Annotated in this window: 15 protein-coding genes; 8 read left to right on the plus strand and 7 right to left on the minus strand. The window is 56.7% G+C overall.

What is annotated here, in order from left to right:
- Position 1: 1 nt before the first annotated feature.
- Positions 2–220, plus strand: a complete 219-nt coding sequence (locus tag HFD94_RS16785) for a YheU family protein (protein WP_010253066.1) — start codon at positions 2–4, stop codon at positions 218–220.
- Between the two features lie 61 nt (positions 221–281).
- Complete coding sequence (locus HFD94_RS16790; RefSeq protein WP_010253068.1) at positions 282–1151, plus strand: phosphoribulokinase; 870 nt, start codon at positions 282–284, stop codon at positions 1149–1151.
- A 466-nt stretch (positions 1152–1617) separates the two neighbouring features.
- Here the strand turns inward: HFD94_RS16790 and HFD94_RS16795 are convergent, their stop codons facing one another.
- Positions 1618–2022, minus strand: a complete 405-nt coding sequence (locus HFD94_RS16795; RefSeq protein WP_010253071.1) for an OsmC family protein — start codon at positions 2020–2022, stop codon at positions 1618–1620.
- A 303-nt stretch (positions 2023–2325) separates the two neighbouring features.
- Here HFD94_RS16795 and crp point away from each other — a divergent pair, with 303 nt between their 5' ends.
- On the plus strand, positions 2326–2958 hold the full coding sequence (crp, locus tag HFD94_RS16800; RefSeq protein WP_003852956.1) for a cAMP-activated global transcriptional regulator CRP: 633 nt from the start codon (positions 2326–2328) through the stop codon (positions 2956–2958).
- A 57-nt stretch (positions 2959–3015) separates the two neighbouring features.
- Complete coding sequence (locus tag HFD94_RS16805; protein ID WP_010253083.1) at positions 3016–5091, plus strand: YccS/YhfK family putative transporter; 2076 nt, start codon at positions 3016–3018, stop codon at positions 5089–5091.
- Between the two features lies 1 nt (position 5092).
- On the opposite strand, the gene HFD94_RS16810 is transcribed toward HFD94_RS16805, so the two are convergent.
- The 5 genes from HFD94_RS16810 to ppiA all read right to left on the minus strand — a co-directional run bounded on the left by HFD94_RS16810 (position 5093) and on the right by ppiA (position 8437).
- Positions 5093–6313 carry an aspartate aminotransferase family protein gene (locus HFD94_RS16810; RefSeq protein ID WP_022624054.1) on the minus strand — a complete coding sequence of 407 codons (1221 nt, stop codon included), beginning with the start codon at positions 6311–6313 and terminating at the stop codon, positions 5093–5095.
- Between the two features lie 81 nt (positions 6314–6394).
- On the minus strand, positions 6395–6970 hold the full coding sequence (locus HFD94_RS16815) for an aminodeoxychorismate/anthranilate synthase component II (protein WP_033758980.1): 576 nt from the start codon (positions 6968–6970) through the stop codon (positions 6395–6397).
- Between the two features lie 41 nt (positions 6971–7011).
- Complete coding sequence (locus tag HFD94_RS16820) at positions 7012–7605, minus strand: putative adenosine monophosphate-protein transferase Fic (RefSeq protein ID WP_122889871.1); 594 nt, start codon at positions 7603–7605, stop codon at positions 7012–7014.
- Entirely contained in the window at positions 7595–7765 is a 171-nt protein-coding gene (locus tag HFD94_RS16825; protein ID WP_010253095.1) for a YhfG family protein, read from the minus strand. The genes HFD94_RS16820 and HFD94_RS16825 overlap by 11 nt, the downstream gene beginning before the upstream one ends.
- Before the next feature lie 99 nt (positions 7766–7864).
- Positions 7865–8437: a peptidylprolyl isomerase A gene (ppiA, locus tag HFD94_RS16830; protein WP_003852970.1), complete on the minus strand. Its 573-nt coding sequence runs from the start codon at positions 8435–8437 to the stop codon at positions 7865–7867.
- Between the two features lie 261 nt (positions 8438–8698).
- Here ppiA and tsgA point away from each other — a divergent pair, with 261 nt between their 5' ends.
- A complete protein-coding gene (gene tsgA, locus HFD94_RS16835; protein ID WP_010253099.1) occupies positions 8699–9877 on the plus strand; it encodes an MFS transporter TsgA in 1179 nt (392 codons plus the stop codon).
- Between the two features lie 35 nt (positions 9878–9912).
- On the opposite strand, the gene HFD94_RS16840 is transcribed toward tsgA, so the two are convergent.
- Positions 9913–11190: a cytosine deaminase gene (locus HFD94_RS16840; RefSeq protein ID WP_029519456.1), complete on the minus strand. Its 1278-nt coding sequence runs from the start codon at positions 11188–11190 to the stop codon at positions 9913–9915.
- A 217-nt stretch (positions 11191–11407) separates the two neighbouring features.
- On the opposite strand from HFD94_RS16840, the gene nirB reads away from it, so the two are divergent.
- From nirB to cysG, 3 genes are read left to right on the plus strand one after another with little or no spacing between them, the layout of a single operon-like run.
- The gene (gene nirB / locus HFD94_RS16845) at positions 11408–13948 is read left to right on the plus strand and encodes a nitrite reductase large subunit NirB (RefSeq protein ID WP_167433304.1); all 2541 of its coding nucleotides are present in this window, start codon (positions 11408–11410) and stop codon (positions 13946–13948) included.
- A complete protein-coding gene (nirD, locus tag HFD94_RS16850) occupies positions 13945–14271 on the plus strand; it encodes a nitrite reductase small subunit NirD (RefSeq protein WP_137230914.1) in 327 nt (108 codons plus the stop codon). The genes nirB and nirD overlap by 4 nt, the downstream gene beginning before the upstream one ends.
- Positions 14272–14316: 45 nt before the next feature.
- A complete protein-coding gene (gene cysG / locus HFD94_RS16855; protein ID WP_167433305.1) occupies positions 14317–15681 on the plus strand; it encodes a siroheme synthase CysG in 1365 nt (454 codons plus the stop codon).
- Positions 15682–15723: the final 42 nt, after the last annotated feature.

Below are 15723 nucleotides of genomic sequence, written 5' to 3' on the forward strand. Positions count from 1 at the left end.
CGTGATTATTCCCTGGCAACAGGTCTCACCTGAGACCCTTGAAAATCTGATTGAAACCTTTGTGCTGCGCGAAGGCACGGACTATGGCGAGCAGGAACGCAGCCTGATCGACAAGGTGGCCGATGTGCGACGTCAGCTGGAAACGGGTGAAGTGGTACTGGTGTGGTCGGAACTGCACGAATCGGTCAATATCATGCCGCGCAAAGAATTTCGTGGCTGATGCACCCAACGGCATTTCGTGTTAACAATGCCTATTGCCCGACCTCACAGGGAGCTTTTCTATGTCTGCACGTCATCCCATTATCGCGGTGACTGGTTCCAGCGGTGCAGGAACCACCACCACCAGCGTGGCGTTTCGCAAAATCTTTCAGCAGCTCGATCTTCATGCGGCGGAGCTGGAAGGTGACAGTTTTCACCGCTTTACCCGCCCTGAAATGGATATGGCGATTCGTAAGGCGCGCGATTTAGGACGTCATGTCAGCTATTTCGGCCCGGAAGCCAATGACTTTGGCCTGCTGGAGCAGAGCTTTAAAGAGTATGGTCAGAGCGGACAGGGCCAGTCGCGTAAATATCTGCATACCTACGATGAAGCGGTGCCGTGGAATCAGGTGCCCGGCACCTTTACGCCGTGGCAACCGCTGCCGCAGAACACCGATATTCTCTTCTACGAAGGGCTGCACGGCGGCGTGGTGACGGCGCAGCACAACGTAGCAGAACAGGTTGATCTGCTGGTTGGCGTGGTGCCGATTGTGAATCTGGAGTGGATACAGAAGCTGGTGCGCGACACCGGCGAGCGCGGCCATTCACGTGAAGCGGTCATGGATTCGGTAGTGCGCTCGATGGAAGATTACATCAACTTCATCACACCACAGTTCTCACGCACTCACCTCAACTTTCAGCGCGTCCCGACGGTCGATACCTCAAACCCGTTCGCTGCCCGCGCTATTCCGTCACTGGATGAGAGCTTTGTGGTGATCCACTTCCAGGCGCTGGAAGATATCGACCTCCCCTACCTGCTGGCGATGCTGCAGGGCTCGTTTATCTCGCACATCAATACGCTGGTGGTGCCTGGCGGCAAAATGGGTCTGGCGATGGAGTTGATCATGGGTCCGCTGGTGAAGCGGCTGATGGAAGGCAAACGAATAGAGTAAGAGGCCAGCAAAAACCGCTCTGAGAGCAGATGTCTTTCATAAAGATGGTAAAACTGGCTTTCCTGCGGCTAAAGACTTACCGCTGAGCAGGCTTCAGGGAGCATACACCTTTCGCAAAGACGCAAAACCGCCATCCCTGGCAGGCTCAGCGCGGGCCATCCCTGGCCCGCGATGCTTTGCTACAGGTATATGCTCCCTTCGCTTCACGTCCGGCAACCGCATCCGGTTTCAGGAAGGTCGCTACAGACAACGCCTGGGCAGAAAGAATCTGGCAGCAATAGATAAGTTCAACACGCTGGGAACCGGGTCAGAAGAGGAAAGCGTCCCGCGCCAGGGACGGCGCGGGCCGAGCGGCCAGGGATTGGCTTAAGCGACTTTCCGATCTGACCCGGTTCCCAGCGCAGGCACAGTCTGACAGCAGAGCACGACAGATTTTGCCCGCGACCTTAAAAGATCCCTGCTAGTACTAAAGTTCGATCACTTCATAGCTATGGGTAATGTTGACGCCTTTACCCAGCATGATGGCCACAGAGCAATATTTTTCAGCAGAAAGATCCACGGCGCGTGATACCGCTTTATCCTGGAGGGCTTTACCACTCACGATAAAATGCAGGTTGATGTGCGTAAAGATTCGCGGCGCCTCTTCACGACGTTCTGAGGTCAGTTTTACTTCACAATCAGCCACATCGTTTCGGCCTTTTTGCAGAATTGATACCACGTCAATCGCGCTGCATCCGCCCGCCGCCATCAGCACCATCTCCATTGGGCTGGGCGCTTTATCACCCGAATTTCCATCCATCAGTATCTGATGGCCGGATGAGGATTCTCCGAGGAATGTCAGCCCTTCTACCCATTTCACTCTTGCCTGCATGATTTTTGCTCCGGAATACACTGTTTTGTCGCCAGAGTACGCTTTCGCCTGGTAAACAGCAATCCAGAGAAATCCGCCCGTAGCTGAAGCGAGACAACAGAAGACAGTCGGCAAAAGCTGTGCTACAAACAGTGCTGAAAATATTTTTCGTCACCCGATGACGAAGCCGGGAAGGATGATGCGCACTGCGCCTGATGCGGCCCGAATAATTTCCTGAAATGGAAACGCTTGAAGCTTTCACCGCCTGACAGGGAAAACTGCCCCCTGTATTTTGGGCACGATTACAACAGAGGATAATAGCGAATGGTTCTCGGCAAACCGCAAACAGACCCTACACTCGAATGGTTCCTGTCCCATTGCCATATTCACAAGTATCCATCCAAAAGTACGCTGATTCACCAAGGTGAAAAAGCAGAAACGCTTTACTACATCGTGAAAGGTTCCGTTGCGGTTCTGATTAAAGATGAAGAAGGCAAAGAGATGATTCTTTCCTACCTGAATCAGGGCGATTTTATTGGTGAACTTGGCCTGTTCGAAGAAGGCCAGGAGCGCAGCGCCTGGGTACGTGCGAAAAGCGCGTGCGAAGTGGCGGAGATTTCTTACAAGAAATTCCGTCAGCTGATCCAGGTTAACCCTGACATCCTGATGCGACTCTCATCGCAGATGGCGCGTCGCCTGCAGGTGACGTCTGAAAAAGTGGGTAACCTCGCTTTCCTCGACGTAACCGGACGCATTGCACAGACCCTGCTCAACCTGGCGAAGCAGCCAGATGCCATGACGCATCCCGACGGCATGCAAATTAAAATCACTCGTCAGGAAATTGGCCAGATTGTTGGTTGTTCACGTGAAACCGTGGGCCGTATTTTGAAGATGCTGGAAGATCAGAACCTGATCTCCGCACACGGCAAAACCATCGTCGTTTACGGCACCCGCTAATTCCTGTCACCCACGGCGTGATGGCAACATCACGCCGTTATTGTTTGTGTTGGGCCGATGTGGCGTCGAATTATTTACCATCCTGAAGTTAACTACGCCTTGCGGCAAACGCTGGTGCTCTGTCTGCCGGTGGCGCTGGGCTGGCTGGCTGGCGACCTGCAAAAAGGTCTGCTGTTCTCATTAGTGCCCGCCTGCTGCAACATCGCCGGTCTGGATACCCCGCATAAACGCTTCTTCAAACGCCTGATTGTTGGCGGCAGCCTGTTTGCCCTCGGCAGCTTTCTGATGCAGTGGCTCACCCTCCATGCTATTCCGCTGCCGCTGATCCTGTTTGCTATGCCCTTATTGCTCGGCGTTACCGGGGAGATCAGCCCGCTGCATGGCCGTCTGCTGCCCGGCACCCTGATTGCCGCCATCTTTACCCTGAGCCTGATTGGCCGCATGCCAATCTATGTTCCCCCGCTGCTCTATATCGGCGGCACGCTGTGGTACGGGCTGTTTAACTGGTTCTGGTTCTGGCTGTGGAAAGAGCAGCCGATGCGCGAAAGCCTGAGCCTGATCTACCGCGAGCTGGCTAACTACTGCGACGCAAAATATACCCTGCTGACGCAGCTGACCGATCCGGAAAAGGCGCTGCCGCCGCTGCTGGCTCGTCAGCAGAAAGTGGTCGATCTGATTAACACCTGTTATCAGCAGATGCATATGCTGTCGGCAAGCCGCGATCACAGCCATAAACGGCTGACGCGCGCCTTTCAGGTGGCGCTGGATCTGCAGGAACATATCTCGGTCAGCCTGCATCGGCCGGAAGAGGTGCAGAAGCTGGTCGAACAGAGCCACGCCGAAGCGGTGATCCGCTGGAATGCCAAAACCATCTCGGCCCGGTTGCGGGTGCTGGCGGATAACATTCTCTATCACCAGCTACCCGATCGCTTTGCGATGGATAAACAGCTCGGCGCGCTGGAGAAAATCGCCCATCAGCATCCCGACAATCCGGTGGGTAACTTCTGCCTTTACCACTTCAACCGTATTGCGCGGGTTCTGCGCACCCAGAAACCCCTTTATCAGCGCGATCTGATGGCTGACCGCCAGCGCCGTCTGCCGCTGTTACCGGCGCTGCGCAGTTATCTCTCGTTTCGCTCATCGGCCCTGCGCACTGCCGGCCGCTTTGCGGTGATGCTGATGCTGGGCAGCGCGCTGGCGCTGTTCTTCAACATCCCCAAACCCTACTGGATCCTGATGACCATCATGTTCGTCAGCCAGAACGGCTACAGCGCTACCCGTGTCCGCATTCAGCACCGGGCGCTGGGCACTTTTGCCGGTCTGGTGATCGCGGCCGCCACGCTGCGCATGGCGGTGCCGGAGTCGCTGGTGCTGCTGATCATGCTGGCAATTACTTTTATCAGCTATCGCTTTACCCGCCAGTTCTATGGCTGGTCGATGATTGGCTTTACGGTCACGGCGGTTTACTCGCTGCAATTGCTGTCGCTGAATGGCGCGCAGTTTCTGCTGCCGCGTCTCATGGATACGCTGATGGGTTGTCTGATCGCCTTTGGCGGGATGCTGTGGCTGTGGCCGCAGTGGCAGAGCGGCTTACTGCGGCAGAACGCCCATGACGCACTGGAAACCTATCAGGATGCGCTACGGCTGTTGCTGGGTGACGAACAGTCACCAGAGAAACTGGCTTATCAGCGCGTGAAGGTCAATCAGGCACACAATGCGCTGTTTAACTCACTGAATCAGGCGATGCAGGAACCCGCGTTCAACTCCCGCTATCTGAGTGATATGCGGCTCTGGGTCACGCACAGTCAGTTTATCGTCGAGCATATCAACGCCATGACGATTCTGGCGCGGGAGCACACCATGCTCACTGCCTCGCTGGCTGAGCGTTACCTGCAATCCTGTGAAATCGCGCTGCAGCGGTGTCAGCAGCGGCTGGAATATGATGGTGAAAGCTCACAGGTTAACCTGCTGGATGAGCTGGAGAACATCAGTGAGGGACCGATCACGGTGGTGGAGCAGCATGTGCGGCGCATTCTCGATCATCTGAGCGTGATGTACACCATTTCATCGCTGGCGTGGAACCAGCGGCCGCAACATGGCCGCTGGCTGATCAGACGCTTACGTAAAAACTAAGCTAGCCGTTGAGCACGTTGCCGACGGCCGTGGCGAAGCGGCTCATGCCCTCTTCGATATCGGCAGGCTCAATGATCAGTGACGGGGCAAAACGCATCACGTCGGTGCCGGCAACCAGCACCATCACGCCTTCTGCGGCCGCGGCATTCAGGATATCGCGTGCTTTACCGGCATGCTGCGGTTTCAGCGCCGCGCCAATCAGCAGACCCTTGCCGCGAATATCGCTGAAGAGATCATACTTCGCATCGATGGCCTGCAGCGCCGTGACAAAGTGCTGACGACGTGTCTCAACGCCTGCCAGCACCTCCGGCGTATTGATAATATCTAGCGCGGTTTCGGCGATGGCGCAGGCGAGTGGATTGCCGCCATAGGTGGTGCCATGCACGCCCGGCGCCATGGTCGAGGCGATCTCGTTAGTGGTCAGCATGGCGCTGACCGGGAAACCGCCGCCCAGCGCTTTGGCTGAGGTCAGAATATCGGGCTGGATGCCATAATGCTCATAGGCGAACAGCTTGCCGCTGCGCCCCATGCCGCTCTGCACTTCATCCAGCACCAGCAGCGCCTGATGCTGATCGCAAAGCTCACGCAGTCCCTGCATAAATTCCTGCGTTGCGGGCACGACGCCACCCTCCCCCTGAATCGGTTCAACCACAATGGCGCAGGTGTGATCGTCAATCACCGCTTTCACTGCGTTCAGATCATTGAACGGCACATGGACGATATCCGCCGGTTTAGGCCCGAACCCATCAGAATATTTTGGCTGTCCGCCGACCGTGACGGTAAACAACGTCCGGCCATGAAAGGCGTTATGAAAGGCGATAATCTTACTTTTGAACGGGCTGTGACGTTTGCAGGCGTAGTAGCGCGCCAGCTTAAAGGCGGCCTCGTTGGCTTCGGCCCCGGAGTTAGCGAAGAAGACCCGCTCGGCAAAGGTCGCCTGAATTAACTTACTGGCAAGACGCAGCGCCGGTTCGTTGGTGAAGACGTTGCTGGTGTGCCACAGCGTCTCGCCCTGACTTTTCAGCGTCTCCACCAGCGCAGGATGGCAGTGTCCAAGTGCGGTGACGGCGATACCACCTGAGAAATCGATATACTCTTTGCCCTGCTGATCCCATACACGACTGCCCTTGCCTTTTACCGGCACGAACTGCGCAGGTGCATAAACAGGCAAAATAACGTTATCGAACGTCTCCCGCGTGACCGCAATTTTTTCCGCTGCCATTGATGACCCCATTTAAATGATTGATGTGCAACTTTGAAATAATAATCACAAAATATGCATAAAAAATCACTCAAAGGCAACTTATTGCTCAAGGAAATTGCGCAGCAGCTGATGTCCCTGCTCGCTGAGAATGCTTTCGGGATGGAACTGCACGCCTTCCAGCGCCAGGGTTTTATGGCGGAATCCCATAATTTCGTCAGGCTCGCCGTCACGCACCGTCCAGGCAGTCACCTCGAAGGCATCTGGCAGGGAGTCGCGCTGTACAATCAGCGAATGGTAGCGGGTCACGGTCAGTGGATTATTCAGAGTGCGGAACACGCCCTGGCCAGTGTGCTGAATCGCAGAGGTTTTGCCGTGCATCACCTGACGCGCGCGCACGACCTGCGCGCCATACGCCTGCGCAATTGCCTGATGGCCCAGACAGACGCCCAGCACCGGCAGCTGACCGGCGAAATGCCGGATCGCCGCCAGCGAAATGCCTGACTCCGACGGCGTGCAGGGACCAGGGGAGATCACCAGATGAGTCAGCGGTAACGCCGCCATCTGCTCCAGCGTGATGGCATCATTGCGCACCACCTGAACCTGCGCGCCCAGCTCGCAGAAATATTGATAAAGATTCCAGGTAAAGGAGTCGTAATTGTCGATAAGCAGCAGCATGGCCAGTCCAGAATAATTACCCGCGCCGCTATTCTACGCGGTTAAGCCGCCTCGCTCACCACTTTCGCAAATACCTGCTCCAGCAGAGTCAGGTCTCCGGCCACACCGGCCTGATTCGCCGCTTTCCAGCTTTCAGCGTCAGTCTCTTCCCAGGAGAGCAGATAACCGGCATGCAGCGCCAGCTGTTCAAAGAAAATCCGCTGCGCCCGACCGTTGCCGTGGCGGAAAGGATGCAACATATTGATTTCGCAGTAGTAGTGGGCAACACGCTCAATAAACGCGTCACGTGGCAGGTCAGCAAGGCCCTTCTCCTCCTCCAGCGCGGCCATCAGGGCGTTACCTTCCTTTTCGATATATTCGAAATGACAGAACGGCGTCTCATCGCGCCAGATATCGATAGTGCGCAGTTCACCAGCCCAGCTGTAGACGTCCTGAAACAGCGTACGGTGGATCTGGCACAGGTAAGGCAGTCCAGGATTACGGGGGCCCAGCTCCAGCGTGGCGGCACGCGCCGCACTAAAACTCAGCTCCGCCTTACGCAGCTGCGCGGCATCGTGAATATCGGGCAGGTTTTTCAGCACATTGTCATGCTGCCACAGGTAGGGATCCTGGCTGACGGCGGTATTAGAGTCCATATTGCCTCCTCAGTGACGCCAGACGTGCGGCCGCATCATCGCTGTTTACGCTGGTTTCATTTGGCGAGAAGCCTTCCAGCCGACAGCTGGCCTGATAGCTGGCGCTACGCCGCTGTCGCCACAGGGTGACCTTCTGTTTTTCGGTGAGTTTGTTCGCCATGCCGCCTCCTGCTCAGGTTTTTGCCCTAAGTATAAGAGCAAATTCTGGCTTTGCCGGATGCGGCAGGCGGTCGCCATCCGCAGATGGCGACGAACGGACTTAAGGCAGGACTTTGGCGGAGAGGATAACTACCGGTTTGGATGGAACATTCTGGTAAGGACCCACATCTTTGGTCGGTACCTGAGAAATTTTTTCAACCACATCCTGACCTTTCACAATCTTACCAAATACGGCATAGCCAAAATCGCGCTGTCCGTGATCGAGGAATGCATTATCCGCGACGTTGAGGAAGAACTGGCTGGTCGCACTGTCTTTATCGGCGGTACGCGCCATGGAAATCGTGCCACGCAGGTTACGCAGGCCGTTATCCGCTTCATTCTTGATCGGCGCGTTGGTCTGCTTCTGCTGCATGTCCGTAGTGAAGCCCCCACCCTGCACCATAAAGCCCGGGATCACGCGGTGAAAAATGGTGTTGTTGTAAAAACCGTTGTTGACGTAATCAACGAAGTTTTTCACAGAAACCGGCGCTTTCTGGTTATTCAGTTCGAGTTCGATATTGCCGGCGGAGGTGGTGAGCAGAACGTGGGTGTCACCTTTTGCAGCCAGCGCCTGGGCGGAAACGGAAGAGAGCGCTAACAGGGTGATGGCCGCTGTTAAAGTACGTTTAAACATGAAAGATTCCTTACCTGGGAGAGCGGGCACAAAAACGTGATTGATTGTAAAGAGACTCTATTCCAGGAGCCAGCGTTTTACCTATATTTACGCTGTGGCAGCAAATGGGGGGAGCAAACGTTAAACCCCGGCAATTACGTGATTAAAATCACACAACACATGAAATATGGATCTCTGGTTTCACTGGTTGTTTATTAAGATCACGGTTCCGTTTACACTTTCTGACACTTTTTGGCACCCGGTTCTCAACAGGTTCAGAACATGACAAACCGTAATCGTATTGGCCTCACCTGGATAAGCTTCTTCTCCTACGCGCTTACCGGCGCGCTGGTGATTGTTACCGGCATGGTAATGGGCGATATCGCAAAAGATTTCCAGATCCCCATCTCCAGCATGAGTAATACCTTCACCTTCCTCAACAGCGGCATCCTGGCGGCGGTTTTCCTGAACGCCTGGCTGATGGTGATTGTGCCACTGAAGCGTCAGCTGATTTTCGGCTTCGTCCTGATGGTACTGGCGATAATCGGGTTGATGACCAGCCGCGATCTGACCGTCTTCTCGCTCTGTATGTTTGTGCTGGGCGTGGTCAGCGGCATTACTATGTCGATCGGCACCTTCCTGATCACCCATATGTATGAAGGCCGCCAGCGCGGTTCGCGCCTGCTGTTTACCGACTCCTTCTTCAGCATGGCGGGCACGCTGTTTCCGGTGCTGGCGGGGATTCTGCTGGCGCGTCAGCTGCCGTGGTACTGGGTCTACGTCTGCATCGGCTTTATCTACGTCGCGATCTTCATCATGACGCTGTTTGTCGAGTTCCCGGTGCTGCGTAAGCCCGAAAACAGCCCGACAGTTGAGAAAGAAAAATGGGGTGTGGGCGTGCTGCTGCTGGCAGTGGCGGCGCTCTGCTACATTCTGGGCCAGCTTGGCTTTATCTCCTGGGTGCCGGAATATGCCACCAAAGTCATGGGCATGAATATTAATGATGCCGGACAACTGGTGGGCAGCTTCTGGACCGCGTATATGGTGGGTATGTGGGCCTTCAGCTTCCTGCTGCGCTTCTTCGATCTGCAACGCATTCTGATGGTACTGGCGGGACTGGCTACCGTACTGATGTACTGGTTCGTCAGCAGCAGCGATGCCAGCATGCTGAAGTGGATCATTATGGTGTTGGGCTTCAGCTCCAGCGCAATTTACACCACCATCATCACGCTCGGCTCGCTGCAGACCAAAGTAGCGTCACCGAAACTGGTGAACTTTATTCTGACCTGCGGCACCGTCGGCACCATGCTGACCTTCGTGGTGACCGCGCCGATTGTTGAGAAGAGCGGCGTGCACACGGCGCTGGCCACCGCCAACGGCCTCTACGCGGTGGTGTTTGTGATGTGTGTCCTGCTGGGGCTGGTCACTAAACATCGCTCGCACGGTCACGTTACGCATTAATCATTCAGGGCGGCGATTGATCGCCGCCCTGCTGTTTAACGCCGGAAGTCTATCCGCTCCCGCTCCCGCCAGTAAATCTCGCTTTCTGCGGGCTTTGTCTCTGCCACCACAGTGCCGCGACGCAGCGAGTAGCGCACCGGAACCTGTCTTCTTACTGCATCAAAACCACTCTCTGCCGGCAGAATAATCAGGCTGGCATCGTTGCCGGTCTGAATGCCATAGCCTGACAGCTGCAGCGTCTTCGCGCTGTTATGCGTAATCAGATCCAGACCCGCATCAATCTGCTCATAGCCCATCAACTGACAGACGTGTAAGCCCATATGCAGCACCTGTAGCATGCTGGCGGTGCCCAGCGGATACCAGGGATCGAACACATCGTCGTGGCCGAAACAGACGTTAATCTCCGCCTCCAGCATCTCTTTCACCCGCGTAATGCCGCGCCGCTTAGGGTAGGTATCAAAGCGGCCCTGCAGGTGAATATTGACCAGCGGATTCGCGACAAAATTAATGCCCGACAGCTTAAGCAGTCGAAACAGTCGTGAGGTATACGCGCCATTGTAAGAGTGCATCGCGGTGGTATGACTGGCCGTCACGCGCGCGCCGTTGCCATCGCGATGCGCCAGCGCCGCCACGGTTTCCACAAAGCGCGACTGTTCATCATCGATCTCATCGCAGTGAACATCGATCAACCGATCGTAGCGGTTAGCCAGCGCAAAGGTTTTATGCAGCGACTCAACACCATATTCACGGGTGAATTCGTAATGCGGGATCGCGCCGACCACATCCGCGCCCAGCCGCAATGCCTCCTCCAGCAACGCTTCACCGTTGGGATAAGAGAGAATACCCTCCTGGGGAAAAGCAACAATCTGGATAGTGATCCACGGCGCCATCTCCGCCTTTAGCTCCAGCATCGCTTTAAGCGCCGTCAGTGATGGGTCAGAAACGTCAACATGAGTACGGACAAACTGAATGCCGTTGGCAATCTGCCACTTCAGCGTCTGCATCGCCCGCCGCTTAACATCTTCATGACTGAGCATGGCTTTGCGTTCAGCCCAGCGCTCAATGCCTTCAAACAGCGTCCCGGACTGGTTCCACGCGGGTTCGCCAGCGGTCTGGGTGGTATCCAGATGAATATGCGGCTCAATAAAAGGCGCGCAGGCTAAGCCACCCTCGCCGTCCAGCGATTCATCCGCCGGTGAAGCGTGCTGCGGCTGGGCTGAGAGCCGGGCAATTTTGCCATCGGCGATGGCGATCTGCCATAACCCATCCCGCCAGGGTAAACGCACGTTATTGATCCACTTAGGTGACATCATTGCCGACTCCTTTTCCGGTTTTGTGTTTTAAAACTAACACGATTCAGGTGACCCGCCGCAAGCCCGAATAATCAGCGGGTTATCCGCACCAGAAAAAATTATTTCAAATCAACCATATACCTCTTAATAGGTATATGGCGTCGTGGTTGATGTATATCAATAAGTGCCAGAAACGGCGCGCTATTGTAGCCGAAGATATCGCAAATTTGAGGCAAAAATGAGCAAGCACAATGTCGTCGTTATCGGTAACGGCATGGTCGGCCACCGCTTCATAGAAGAATTACTAGAGAAAGCGGAACCTGACCAGTTTTCGCTGACCGTCTTTTGTGAAGAACCCCGTGTCGCCTATGATCGTGTCCACCTGTCCGCCTACTTTTCCCATCACACCGCTGAAGAATTGTCGCTGGTTCGTGAAGGCTATTACGACAAACATCAGGTCAATCTGCTGCTGGGTGAACGCGCCATCACCATTAACCGTGATGAGAAGCTCATCCACTCCAGTACCGGTCGCGCGGTGCATTACGATACGCTGATTTTTGCCACCGGCTCTTATCCGTGGATCCCGCCAATTAACGGTGCCGAAGGCAGCGACTGCTTTGTCTATCGCACCATCGAAGATCTCAACGCCATCGAAGCCTGTTCGCGCCGCAGTAAATGCGGTGCGGTGATTGGCGGCGGCCTGCTGGGGCTGGAAGCGGCGGGCGCACTGAAAAATCTGGGCATTGAAACCCACGTTATTGAATTTGCGCCGGTGCTGATGGCGGAGCAGTTAGATCAGCAAGGCGGTGAGCAGCTACGTCGCAAGATTGAGCAGATGGGCGTGCGGGTCCACACCGGTAAAAACACCCAACAGATTGTGCATCACGAGCAAGGCGGCAAAACGCTGCAGTTTGCTGATGGCAGCGCGCTGGAGGTCGATTTCATCGTCTTCTCCACCGGCATTCGCCCGCAGGACAAACTGGCGAAGCAGTGTGGATTAGCACTGGGGCCGCGCGGCGGCATCGCCATTGATGACCAGTGCCGGACCAGCGATCCCACTATCTACGCCATCGGTGAGTGCGCTGCCTGGCAGAATCGCGTCTATGGCCTGGTGGCGCCGGGATACAAAATGGCCCAGGTCGCCAGCGACCATCTGCTGGGCCGCGACAATGCGTTTACCGGCGCGGACATGAGCGCCAAACTGAAGCTGCTGGGTGTTGATGTTGGCGGCATTGGCGATGCGCGCGGCACCACGCCAGGCGCTCGCAGCGTGGTCTGGCTGGATGAGAGCAAATCGATCTACAAGCGCCTGATTATCAGCGAAGATCAGAAAACCCTGCTGGGTGCCGTCCTGGTGGGCGACACCAGCGACTATGGCAACCTGCTGCAGCTGGTGCTGAATGCTATTCCGCTGCCTGCTAATCCGGAAGCGCTGATTCTGCCAGCCGGCAGCGGGGATAAACCGGCCATCGGCGTCGATTCTCTGCCTGATACCGCACAAATCTGCTCCTGCTTTGACGTCAGTAAAGGCGACATCATTAAGGCGGTTCAGGGTGGCTGTCATACCGTGGCAGCACTGAAAAGCAGCACCCGTGCCGGCACCGGTTGCGGCGGCTGTATCCCACTGATCACCCAGGTTCTCAACAGTGAACTCAGCCGTCAGGGCATTGAGGTCAATAACCATCTTTGCGCCCACTTCGCCTGGTCACGTCAGGAGCTTTATCACCTGATTCAGGTAGAGGAGATTAAAACCTTTGACGAACTGCTGGCCCGCTATGGTCAGGGTTACGGCTGTGAAGTGTGCAAGCCGGTGGTTGGCTCACTGCTCGCCTCCTGCTGGAATGAGTATGTGCTCAAACCCCAGCACGCGCCGTTACAGGACAGCAACGACCTCTACCTTGGCAACATCCAGAAAGATGGCACCTACTCGGTGATCCCGCGCTCGCCCGGCGGTGAAATCACGCCCCAGGGACTGAAAGTAATTGGCGAGATCGCCGAGCGCTATCAGCTCTACACCAAAATTACCGGCTCTCAGCGCATCGGTCTGTTTGGCGCGCAGAAAGACGATCTGCCCGCTATCTGGTCACAGCTGATCGACGCCGGATTTGAAACCGGCCAGGCCTACGCCAAGGCGCTGCGGATGGCGAAAACCTGCGTTGGCAGCGCCTGGTGCCGTTATGGCGTGGGTGACAGCCTCGGCTTCGGCGTGATGCTGGAGAACCGCTACAAAGGCATCCGCACGCCGCACAAGATGAAGTTTGGTGTCTCTGGCTGCACCCGCGAATGTGCGGAAGCACAGGGCAAAGATGTCGGCATTATCGCGACCGAAAAAGGGTGGAACCTCTACGTCTGCGGCAACGGCGGCATGAAACCGCGCCATGGCGATCTGCTGGCGGCCGATCTCGATCAGCAGGCGCTGATCACCTATCTCGACCGTTTCATGATGTTCTATATCCGCACCGCCGACAAACTGCAGCGCACCTCGCTGTGGCTGGAGAGTCTGGAAGGCGGCATCGACTATCTGCGTAAGGTGATCGTGGATGACAAACTTGGCCTCAACAGCCAGATGGAGCAGCAGCTGGCCGCACTGCGCGCCAGCGTCAGCTGTGAATGGAGAGCGACGCTGGAAGATAAGGATCACCTGACGCGCTTTGCCCACTTTATCAACTCGCCGCAACGCGATCCTGGCGTGCAGCGGGTCGCGGAGCGCGACCAGCACCGCCCGGCACGCGCCGATGAACGCATTGCCGTGACCCTGATTGAGGAGACCGAATCATGAGCCAGTGGAATCCGGTGTGCCCGCTGACGCAGATCCTGCCCGCCACGGGCGTCTGCGCGCTGGTCAGAGGCCAGCAGGTTGCTATCTTCCGTCCCCGCAACGATGAGCAGCTCTATGCCATCAGCAATATCGATCCCTTTGCCGATGCCAGCGTGCTGTCACGCGGCATTATTGCTGAACATCAGGATGCGCTCTGGGTTGCCAGCCCGCTGAAAAAGCAGCGTTTCCGTCTTAGCGATGGCTACTGCATGGAGGACGAAACGCGCTCCGTGGCGGCCTGGCCGGTGCGGGTCAATGCCGGACAGGTTGAAGTCTGCCTGTAACTCCCGTCAACAGCCCGCCTCCGCGGGCTTTTTTAAGGACGTCTGATGGACTACTTCCCCTTATTCTGCCGCCTGCAGGGCCGACGCTGCCTGCTGGTCGGCGCAGGTGACGTGGCTGAGCGGAAAGCCCGCCTGCTGCTGGAGGCCGGCGCCGAACTGCTGGTCGGTGCCCTTGATTTCTCCCCCGCCTTCCGGCAATGGGCGCAGCAGGAAACCATCACGCTGCTGCCAGGGGCGTTTGATCCGCACTGGCTGACCGGCTGCTGGCTGGTGGTCGCCGCGACCAGCGATGATGCGGTTAATCAGCAGGTGGCTGAAGCCGCCGAAAAACAGCAGATCTTCTGCAATCTGGTGGATGCGCCGCAGCAGGCCAGCGCCATTATGCCGTCGATTATCGATCGTTCCCCGCTGATGGTCGCCGTCTCTTCCGGTGGACGCGCGCCGGTACTGGCGCGCCTGTTGCGGGAGAAGCTGGAGGCGATGCTGCCGCAACACCTTGGCCAGCTGGCTCAGCTGGCAGGCACTCTGCGCGCGCGGGTGAAACAGCAATTCAGCTCTGTCAGTGCCCGCCGCCACTTCTGGGAACGCTTCTTTAACAGCGAGCGGCTGGCCCAGACGCTGGCCAACGGCGACAGTGAACGCGCGGAGCAGATTACCGACCAGCTCTTTAACGCTGACCTTCGCCAACAGGGTGAAGTGGCGCTGGTCGGTGCCGGTCCGGGTGATGCCGGATTACTGACCCTGAAAGGCTTACAGCTGATCCAGCAGGCAGACGTCATCGTCTATGACCGGCTGGTCTCCGATGAGATCCTGAATCTGGTGCGCCGCGATGCCGAGCGCATTTTTGTCGGGAAACGCGCCGGACATCACTGCGTACCGCAGAATGAGATTAACCAGCTGCTCTGCGAACAGGCGCAGCGGGGAAAACGCGTAGTGCGGCTGAAAGGCGGCGATCCCTTTATCTTTGGTCGCGGCGGTGAAGAGCTGGAAGCGCTGGCGCAGCTGCATATTCCGTTCAGCGTGGTGCCAGGGATCACCGCCGCATCGGGCTGTGCGGCCTACAGCGGTATTCCCCTGACCCACCGCGATCATGCGCAGAGCGTCAGACTGGTTACCGGACATCTGCAGAAAGAGGGCACGCTCGCCTGGCAGACGCTGGCGGCGGAACAGCAGACGCTGGTCTTTTATATGGGGCTCATGCAGGCCGGAGAGATTCAGCAGCAGTTGATAAAGCACGGTATGCGCAGCGATATGCCGGTGGCGCTGGTGGAAAACGGCACCACTACGCGTCAACGCGTGGTCACCGGGACACTGAGCGAGCTGGAAGCGTTAGCCGGTCAGGTGACCAGTCCCAGCCTGATGATCATCGGCAGCGTGGTAAGTCTGCGTGACAGCCTGCGCTGGTTCTGAGTCCGGTAAATAAAAACGGCGGGCACAATGCCCGCCGTCCTG

Source organism: Pantoea sp. EKM20T, assembly GCF_011800485.1.
GTDB classification, from domain to species: Bacteria; Pseudomonadota; Gammaproteobacteria; order Enterobacterales; family Enterobacteriaceae; genus Pantoea; species Pantoea agglomerans.